Source organism: Piscicoccus intestinalis NBRC 104926 (assembly GCF_001515525.1).
GTDB lineage: Bacteria > Actinomycetota > Actinomycetes > Actinomycetales > Dermatophilaceae > Kineosphaera > Kineosphaera intestinalis.
Map to the genome: position 1 here is coordinate 1 of NZ_BCNQ01000183.1, position 8149 is coordinate 8149.

Below are 8149 nucleotides of genomic sequence, written 5' to 3' on the forward strand. Positions count from 1 at the left end.
CGCCGCGCGCGCCTCTGACGCCCGCTACGCCCGCGGGGGCAGCGGCGAGGCGTGGGTCTGCGTGCCGAGCCAGCGGGTCAGGCTCCCGTAGCCCGCGGGCACGGGGAGGTCGGTGCGCAGGACGCCGGCCGGCGGCTGGTCCTCGCCGGCCGGGGCGACCGCAGGGTCGCCGACAGGGTCGCCGGCCGGACCGTACGGCCCCAGCTCGACGATCTGATCGACGACGCGCACGCCGCGCAGCACCCCGGGCAGCTCGCGGCCCGCGGGCGGGAGGCGGAGGTCTTCGGCGAGCACCTCGCGGCCGTCGTGGCGCACCCGGGTGCGGGAGTCGAGCCGGCCGCCGGTCTCGCCGTGCCGGCCGAACACGAGGGTGTCGCGCAGCCACAGCCGGGCGCCGGCGGCGACGTCGACGCTGAGGTCGCGGCGCACCACCGCTCCCTGCGCGACGACGAACGGCTCGGAGTGCCAGCTCAACTCGCCGTCGACCGCCAGCTCGGCCCGCCAGGAGGCGGTGCCCCCGCGGCCGTCGTAGGCGACGGTGGCGGCGACGTCGGACAGGCGCACCCGCGCGCCGGCACCCACCTCGATCCGCAGGCGCACCTCGTCGCCGGCGAGCAGCAGGGCGCCCGCCGCGAGGAGCACGACGTGCGCGGTGTCGCCCTCGACGCGCACGAGACGCGGCACGAGCAGGCCGGCGCGGGTGTCGACGCGCAGCCGGCCCCCGCGACCGCGGGTGACCCGCAGCAGCGTCGCGTGATCGCCGGCCTCGGCTGTCGCACCGGGCTTGGCGAGCGCATCGGGCTTGGCGGGCCCCGATGCCGCGGCGGGCGGGCCAGGGGCAGGGGGCGCGGCAGGCGGGGCCGCGTTCGGTTCCGGGGAGGAAGCGCGGGGGTGGGTGGTCGTCACCGCACGGAGGCGACCCGCCCGGGGTGGCCGACGTTCGAGCCGCCGCCGCTGCCGTCGTGTTCGTCCGTTCGGTCGTGCGTGTGGTCCGACTCGGCGTCCTGGTGGCTGTGCACGGTGCCGTCGGCGTGCACGTGCGGCGCCATCGGCCCGGGGTCGAGCGCCACGTGCCGGCCGGTGCGGTACCGGTCGAGGATCCGCAGCACCCACTCGCGCAGCTGCGCGACCGACTCCTCGTCGGTGCGCGAGAGCGGGATGACGGTGCGGCCGTCGCGGGCCAGCCGGCCCTCTTTGGTCATGAGGCCGACGTCGACGCCGACGTGGGGCGCGAGGTCGGTCTTGTTGATGACGAGCAGGTCGGCGCGGCCGATGCCGGGGCCGCCCTTGCGCACCACGTCGCCTCCCCCGGCGACGTCGAGCACGAAGATCTGGGCGTCGACGAGCGCGGGGCTGAAGGTGGCGGTGAGGTTGTCGCCGCCGGACTCGACGAGCACGAGATCGAGCGGCGCGAAGTCGCGCTCGAGGTCCTCGACGGCCAGCAGATTCATCGTCACGTCGTCGCGGATCGCGGTGTGCGGGCAGGCGCCGGTCTCGACGGCGCGGATGCGGGCCGGGTCGAGCACCCCGGCGGCCCGCAGCATGCGCGCGTCCTCGTCGGTGTAGATGTCGTTGGTGATGACGCCGAGGGAGAGCTCGTCGGCGAGCTGGCGGCACAGCAGGCCGATCAGCGACGACTTGCCGGTGCCGACCGGTCCGGCGACGCCGAGACGCATCGGGCGCGTCGGGCCCGTCGAGCCTGTCGAATGGTCGGGTATCGAACGCAGGACCGGGCGGGGCGTCTGGTAGGTGCGCGGTCGCTCAGGCACGGAACAGTCTCCTATCGGCACTGGCGTGGGCGCGATGCCACGCCTCGAGTTGCGGGGCGCTGTCGGCGGGGATGTCGGCGGCGTCGGTGAGGCCGGCGGTGTCGCCGACGAGTTCGGTGACACCGGCCCGGGCCGCGAGCGACCAGGCGAGGGTGTCCAGGGGGTCCAGCGGCAGCAGCTTGAGCGCCGCGGACGTCACGGTCTGCACGTCGTCGTAGGCGACGAGCAGGGCGGTCTGGGGGGCGGCCAGCCCGAGGGCGTGGGCCAGGGCGCCGAGCACGACCGGGCGCCAGGCCATGCGGTCTCGCACGAGGGGTCGCAGGCGGGCCGCGGCGACCGGCTCGATGTGCGCGAACACCCGGTACAGGCCGCGTCCGGCGACGTGGCCGATGTCGCGCAGCGCCGCGACCGGGGTGCGGGCCGCCCAGGCGTGCGCCACCGGGCCGAGGTCGGAGTCGGTCTCGCAGGCGTGCCGGGCGACGACGGCGGTGGCGGCGTCGACGCGCATGGTCGTGGCCATCCGGGCGCGCAGGTAGGCGGGGATCTCCTCGGCCGTCACGCCGGCGGCGAGCGCCGGTTCGAGCCCGGCCGACATGACGTGGCCGCCGGCGGGCAGCCGCGCGTCGGCGAGCAGCATGAGGGCGTACTGCAGTGCGGGATCCGCGCCGACCGCTGTGTCGACGTCCGGATCCGCGGGGCGGGGAAACTCAGAACAACGCATATCGCTGGGCCAATGGGAGTTCATCGACGGGGTGCGGCTCGACGAGGTCGCCGTCGATCCGGATCGCGAACGTCTCCGGGTCGATGTCGATGGCGGGCACAGCACTGTTGTTGACCATATCCGCCTTGCCCACGCCCCGCGTCGATGCCACGGCGTGCAACGCCCGGCGCAGGCCGAGCCGCTCCCCCAGGCCGTCGGCGACCGCCGCCGGCGAGGTGAACGTGTAGCCCGGGGCCGCGTCGGCGACGAGGGCCGGCCGCATGAGCACCGGCTGCGGGGTGGGGATCGAGGCGTTCGGGTCGCCGATGCCGGCCCAGGCGATCGCGCCGCCCTTGAGGACGACGTCGGGGCGCACGGCGAAGAACCGCGGGTCCCACAGCACGAGGTCGGCGAGCTTGCCCGGCTCGATCGAGCCGACGACCGCGTCGATGCCGTGCGCGATCGCCGCGTTGATCGTGTATTTCGCGACGTAGCGGCGCGCGCGCTCGTTGTCGGCGGGCTGGCTCTGCCCGAGCGAGCCGTAGCGGGCCTTCATGACGTGCGCGACCTGCCAGGTGCGGGTGATGACCTCGCCGATGCGGCCCATCGCCTGGGCGTCCGAGCTCGTCATCGACAGCGCCCCGAGGTCGTGCAGCAGGTCTTCGGCGGCGATCGTCGTGGCCCGGATGCGGCTCTCGGCGAACGCCAGATCCTGCGGCACCTTCGGGTTGAGGTGGTGGCACACGATGAGCATGTCGAGGTGCTCGGCGACCGTGTTGACGGTGTGCGGCAGCGTCGGGTTCGTCGATCCCGGAAGCACGTTGGGGTGCGAGGCGATCGACATGATGTCGGGGGCGTGACCGCCTCCGGCGCCCTCGGTGTGGAACGCGTGGATCGAGCGGCCGCCGATCGCCCGCAGCGTGGAGTCGACGTAGCCGCACTCGTTGAGGGAGTCCGAGTGCAGGGTGACCTGCAGGCCGTGCTCGTCGGCGGCGCGCAGGGCGGCGTCGATCGCGGCGGGCGTGGAGCCCCAGTCCTCGTGGCACTTGTAGGCGGCGGCGCCGCCGAGCGCCTGTTCGGCCAGTCCTTCGGCGCTGACCGTATTGCCCTTGCCCATGAGCAGCAGGTTGATCGGCAGCCCGTCCAGGCCTTGCATGACCGAGGCGAGGTGCCAGGCACCGGGGGTCACGGTCGTCGCCTTCGAGCCCTCCGACGGGCCGGTGCCGCCGCCACCGAGCGTGGTGAGGCCCGCCGCGAGGGCCTCGTGCACCTGGCTCGTCGACAGGAAGTGCACGTGCATGTCGATGCCACCGGCGGTCAGGATGCGCCCTTCCCCCGCGATGACATCGGTGCTCGGGCCGATCAGCAGGTCGGGGTGCACACCGTCGGCGATGTCGGGATTGCCGGCGCGGCCGAGGGCGACGATGCGGCCGTCGCGGATGCCGACGTCGGCGCGGATCACGCCCCAGTGATCGAGCACGATCGCGTTCGTGATGACGGTGTCGAGCGCACCCTGCGCGCGGGTCGCGCCGCCCTGGGCCATCGACTCGCGGATCGACTTGCCGCCGCCGAAGACGGCCTCCTCGCCCCCGGCGGTGCGGTCTTCGGTGACCTCGATCCACAGGTCGGTGTCGCCGAGGCGCACCTGGTCGCCCGCGGTGGGGCCGTACAGCGAGGCGTAGGTGTGGCGGTCGATGCGCATCAGCGGTCCTCGTTCTCGTCGCTGGTGTCGTCGGGCAGCTGCAGGCCGGCGACGACGCGGCGGCCGCGCAGGGCGACGAGGTCGACGTCGCGGGAGACGCCGGGTTCGAAGCGCACGCTCGTGCCGCTGGCGATGTCGAGGCGGAATCCGGCCGCGGCGGCCCGGTCGAACTCCAGGGCGGTGTTGGCGTCGGGCAGGTGCAGGTGGGAGCCGATCTGCACCGGTCGGTCTCCGGTGTTGACGACGGTCAGCGTGAGCCGCTCGTCGGGCCCGCGGTCGGCGTTGAGCTCGAGCTCGCCGCCCTCGACGCGCAGCGCCCCGGGGGCCGGCGCGTCCTCGAACTCCTCTGGCCCGTCGAGTTCCTCGGGCGCCTCGTCCGGCTCACCGATGGGGTGGTGCAGGGTGACGAGTTTGCGCCCGTCGGGAAAGGTCGCCTCGACCTGGATGTCGGGAATCATCTCGGCGACCCCGGGCATCACCTGGTCGCGGGCGAGCACGTGCCGCCCCGCCTCCATGAGGTCCGGCACCGAGTGACCGTCCCGGGCGCGCTCGATGACCCACGTCGACAGCAGCGCGATCGACTCCGGGTAGTTGAGCAGCACCCCGCGGCCCAGCCGGTCGCGAGCCACCATGCCCGCGACGGAGAGCAACAGCTTCTCGGTGTCCGCCGGACTCAGATGCATGCAAGCACGCTAAGAACCGTTTGTTGCCGGGATGTTACGAACCGGTCTCCGCCAGGCGTCGCCCCAGGCCACCCCACCCGGCCGACGCTCACCCCTCACTCGGCGAAGCCCCCCTCACGTGGCCGAAGGCTGCCCTTTCGGTCGAGGGCTACGGCTGTAGCACGAGCCCTCGACCGAAAGGGCAGCCTTCGGCGGGTTTGTTTGGGGGCCGGGTCGGGTCAGTCCAGGAGGGCGTCGACGAAGGTGGCCGGGTCGAAGGGAGCCAGATCGTCGGGTCCTTCGCCGAGGCCGACGAGCTTGACGGGCACGCCGAGCAGTCGCTGCACGGCGACGACGATGCCGCCCTTGGCGGTGCCGTCGAGCTTGGTGAGCACGATGCCGGTGACGTCGACGACCTGGGCGAACACCTCGGCCTGCTTGAGACCGTTCTGGCCGGTCGTCGCGTCGAGCACGAGCAGCACCTCGTCGATCGGGCTGCGCTTCTCGACGACCCGCTTGATCTTGCCGAGCTCGTCCATGAGGTTCGCCTTGTTGTGCAGGCGGCCCGCGGTGTCGAGGAGGACGACGTCGGCGTCGCCCTCCTGTCCGGCCTTGACCGCGTCGAACGCGACGGCCGCAGGGTCGGCGCCCTCCTTGTCGGAGCGGATCGTGTCGACCCCGACGCGGGCGCCCCACGTCTGCAGCTGGTCGGCCGCCGCGGCGCGGAACGTGTCGGCGGCGCCGAGCAGCACCTTGCGGTCCTCGGCCACCATGACGCGGGCGAGCTTGCCGACGGTCGTGGTCTTACCGGTGCCGTTGACGCCGACGACGAGGATGACCGCGGGCCGGTCGTCGATGCGACGTGAGGCGATGCGCCGGTCCATGGCCGGGTCGATGAGCTCGATGAGGTCCTCACGCAGCCACGCCCGCATCTGCGCCTCGTCATGGGTGCCCTCGACCTGCACCCGCGTGCGCAGCTTCTCGACGAGCTGCGCACTCGCCTCGACACCCAGGTCGGAGGCGATGAGGGTGTCTTCGACGTCTTCCCACGCGTCGTCGTCGAGGTGCCCGGTGCTCAGCAGCGCGAGCAGCGCCCGGCCGAAGGCGTTGTTGGAGCGGGCCAGCCGGGCCCGCAGTCGCTGCATACGCCCGCCGGCGCGCTCCGGACGCTCCAGCGTCGGTCGCTTCGGCGCCTCGCGCTGCCCGGTCTCGTCCTCGCCCGTCTGCGGTGCGCTGACGTCGACGTCGGCAGGAACACCACCGGCTTCGTGCCGGCCGTGCCCCCGCCGGCGGCCGGGTCGCAGGAAGCCGACGAGGAGTCCGACGAGCAGCACGCCGACGAGGACGACGATGCCCCAGACGCTGTAGAGGAAGTCGAGAACGGTGTCCATCACGGTGCCCAGTCTGGCAAAGCCGCCAGGCTCGCGCGCCCGGGCGGTGCGGGTGTTCCTCGACGATCTGAGCCCCGCATCGCCCGGCCCGGCACGATCAGGAACGGGCGAGGATGCGCGGGTTGACGATGTCCGTGTCGATGGGGTCGGCCTCGATGACCTGCGGCCGCGGGATCTCCTTCTTGACGAGCACGACGACGTCGCCGCCTGCCTCGTCGCTCTCCTCGCCCGCGATGCGATGGGCCTCGACCTGGGCCACGACCGGCAGGCCCTCCACCTTGCCGCGGCGCGGTCGCGGCGCCGGCTGCACCGGCTCGACGCTCTCGACCGGCTCGCCCGGCGCGCCCGGCCCGCCGGTCTTGGTGGTTTCGCTGTGCTCCATGTGCTCGACGTGCTCGACGTGCTCGGTCGGCGCGGCCGGCGCGTGGCTGCCGGCCGGAGCGGTCGCGGTACTACGGGGCTGCGACGCGCGCTCCCCCGGCGTGACGAAGCGCGGGATGCTGCGGCGGCGCCGGCGGGGCAGGGCGTGCAAGACGACGCCGAGGAGACGGCGCAGGGAGAATCCGCGGGCGAACCGCTCTTCGGCGGTCGGCACGGGTCGATCGAGGAGGCGCTGCGCGCGTTCGGCGCGCTTGTGGGCCCACCAGGTCCAGGGCCCGCGGCCTTCGCGGGTCGCGGGGATCGTGACGAGGAGGAGGACGACGGCCCCGGTCATGCCGAGGGCGAAGACGAGGGAGAGCATGATGAGCACGGTCTCCAGATCGGCAGACGACGGCCCGCTCGCAAGCCTCCACGCCCGCCGGATTCATCACAACTGGGCAACGGTTGACCGCCCAGTCGGCCTGGCCCGACAAGAGATTCACGGTCGCCGGCGGCTGCTCACCGGCGGCCGTGCGCAAACGCCGGACGGCCCGCGCGACCAGCTCAGGCCGGCTGCGGCTCGCGAATGCGCTGGCTGACCACGGTGGTCACCCCGTCTCCTTGCATGGTCACCCCGTAGAGCGCGTCGGCGACCTCCATCGTGCGTTTCTGGTGGGTGATGACGATGAGCTGGCTGGAGTCGCGCAGCTCCTCGAAGAGCGTGATGAGCCGGCCGAGGTTGGTGTCGTCGAGGGCCGCCTCCACCTCGTCCATGATGTAGAACGGGCTCGGCCGGGCCTTGAAGATCGCGACGAGCAGCGCGACGGCCGTCAGGGAGCGCTCGCCGCCGGAGAGCAGCGAGAGCCGCTTGATCTTCTTCCCGGGCGGCCGGGCCTCGACCTCGATGCCGGTGGTCAGCATGTCGTGCGGGTCGGTGAGCGTGAGCCGCCCCTCGCCGCCGGGGAACAGCCGCGCGAACACGCGCTCGAACTGCACGGCGGTGTCGGCGTACGCCTCGGCGAACGCCTGCTGCACCCGTTCGTCGACCTCCTTGACGATGTCGAGCAGGTCGCGCTTGCTCGTGCGCAGGTCTTCGAGCTGGGTGACGAGAAAGCTGTGCCGCTCCTCCAGCGCCGCGAACTCCTCCAGGGCGAGGGGGTTGATGCGGCCGAGCTGGGCGAGCTTGCGCTCGGCGCGCTTGAGACGCTTCTCCTGGTCGTCGCGCACGAACGGCACCGGGTCGCCCGGCTCGGGCACGTCGGGGTCGGGCACCGGCGGGATGAGCAGGTGCGGACCGAACTCGTCGACGAGCACGTCGGGCGAGATGCCGTGCTCCTCGACGGCCTTCGTCTGCATCGCCTCGATGCGCAGTCGCTGCTGGGCGCGGGCCAGCTCGTCGCGATGCACGGTGTCGGTGAGCCGGCCCAGTTCGGTGGCGAGTTCGTCGACGGCGGTGCGGATCCGACCCAGTTGGGAGGCCTGTTCGACGCGCTGCGCGTCGAGCTGGGCGCGGCGCTCGGCCGCGATCGCGGCGGAGGCGTCGACCTTGGCCGCGGCCCGGCGGG

Annotated in this window: 8 protein-coding genes; all 8 read right to left on the reverse strand. The window is 73.2% G+C overall.

The genetic code is table 11. The features are described 5' to 3' along the window. Positions 1–24: 24 nt before the first annotated feature. Positions 25–906, reverse strand: a complete 882-nt coding sequence (locus tag PINTE_RS19205; RefSeq protein ID WP_084343821.1) for an urease accessory protein UreD — start codon at positions 904–906, stop codon at positions 25–27. Then, the gene (gene ureG, locus PINTE_RS19210) at positions 903–1676 is read right to left on the reverse strand and encodes an urease accessory protein UreG (RefSeq protein ID WP_157087384.1); all 774 of its coding nucleotides are present in this window, start codon (positions 1674–1676) and stop codon (positions 903–905) included. Before ureG ends, PINTE_RS19205 begins: the two co-directional genes overlap by 4 nt. Before the next feature lie 85 nt (positions 1677–1761). Next, positions 1762–2490, reverse strand: coding sequence for an urease accessory UreF family protein (locus PINTE_RS19215; RefSeq protein ID WP_084343822.1), 729 nt, complete (start codon positions 2488–2490; stop codon positions 1762–1764). After that, entirely contained in the window at positions 2477–4171 is a 1695-nt protein-coding gene (locus tag PINTE_RS19220) for an urease subunit alpha (protein ID WP_281178981.1), read from the reverse strand. The genes PINTE_RS19215 and PINTE_RS19220 overlap by 14 nt, the downstream gene beginning before the upstream one ends. Further along, positions 4171–4854: an urease subunit gamma gene (locus PINTE_RS19225; protein WP_068433931.1), complete on the reverse strand. Its 684-nt coding sequence runs from the start codon at positions 4852–4854 to the stop codon at positions 4171–4173. The genes PINTE_RS19220 and PINTE_RS19225 overlap by 1 nt, the downstream gene beginning before the upstream one ends. Positions 4855–5072: 218 nt before the next feature. Then, positions 5073–6224: a signal recognition particle-docking protein FtsY gene (ftsY, locus tag PINTE_RS19230; protein ID WP_068433933.1), complete on the reverse strand. Its 1152-nt coding sequence runs from the start codon at positions 6222–6224 to the stop codon at positions 5073–5075. Positions 6225–6321: 97 nt separating this feature from the next. After that, positions 6322–6966 (reverse strand): hypothetical protein, encoded by a 645-nt coding sequence (locus PINTE_RS24035; RefSeq protein WP_217996649.1) that lies wholly within the window; start codon positions 6964–6966, stop codon positions 6322–6324. A gap of 182 nt (positions 6967–7148) precedes the next feature. Further along, positions 7149–8149: AAA family ATPase (locus tag PINTE_RS19240; RefSeq protein WP_157087385.1), on the reverse strand; the 1001-nt coding region annotated here is incomplete at its 5' end.

Excerpts from the sequence above, each read along its gene's own strand:
- PINTE_RS19220 (WP_281178981.1), bottom strand. The coding sequence starts at position 4,171 with ATGCGCATCGACCGCCACACCTACGCCTCGCTGTACGGCCCCACCGCG.
- PINTE_RS24035 (WP_217996649.1), bottom strand. The coding sequence starts at position 6,966 with ATGCTCTCCCTCGTCTTCGCCCTCGGCATGACCGGGGCCGTCGTCCTC.
- PINTE_RS19225 (WP_068433931.1), bottom strand. The coding sequence starts at position 4,854 with ATGCATCTGAGTCCGGCGGACACCGAGAAGCTGTTGCTCTCCGTCGCG.
- PINTE_RS19215 (WP_084343822.1), bottom strand. The coding sequence starts at position 2,490 with ATGCGTTGTTCTGAGTTTCCCCGCCCCGCGGATCCGGACGTCGACACA.
- ftsY (WP_068433933.1), bottom strand. The coding sequence starts at position 6,224 with ATGGACACCGTTCTCGACTTCCTCTACAGCGTCTGGGGCATCGTCGTC.
- ureG (WP_157087384.1), bottom strand. The coding sequence starts at position 1,676 with ATGCGTCTCGGCGTCGCCGGACCGGTCGGCACCGGCAAGTCGTCGCTG.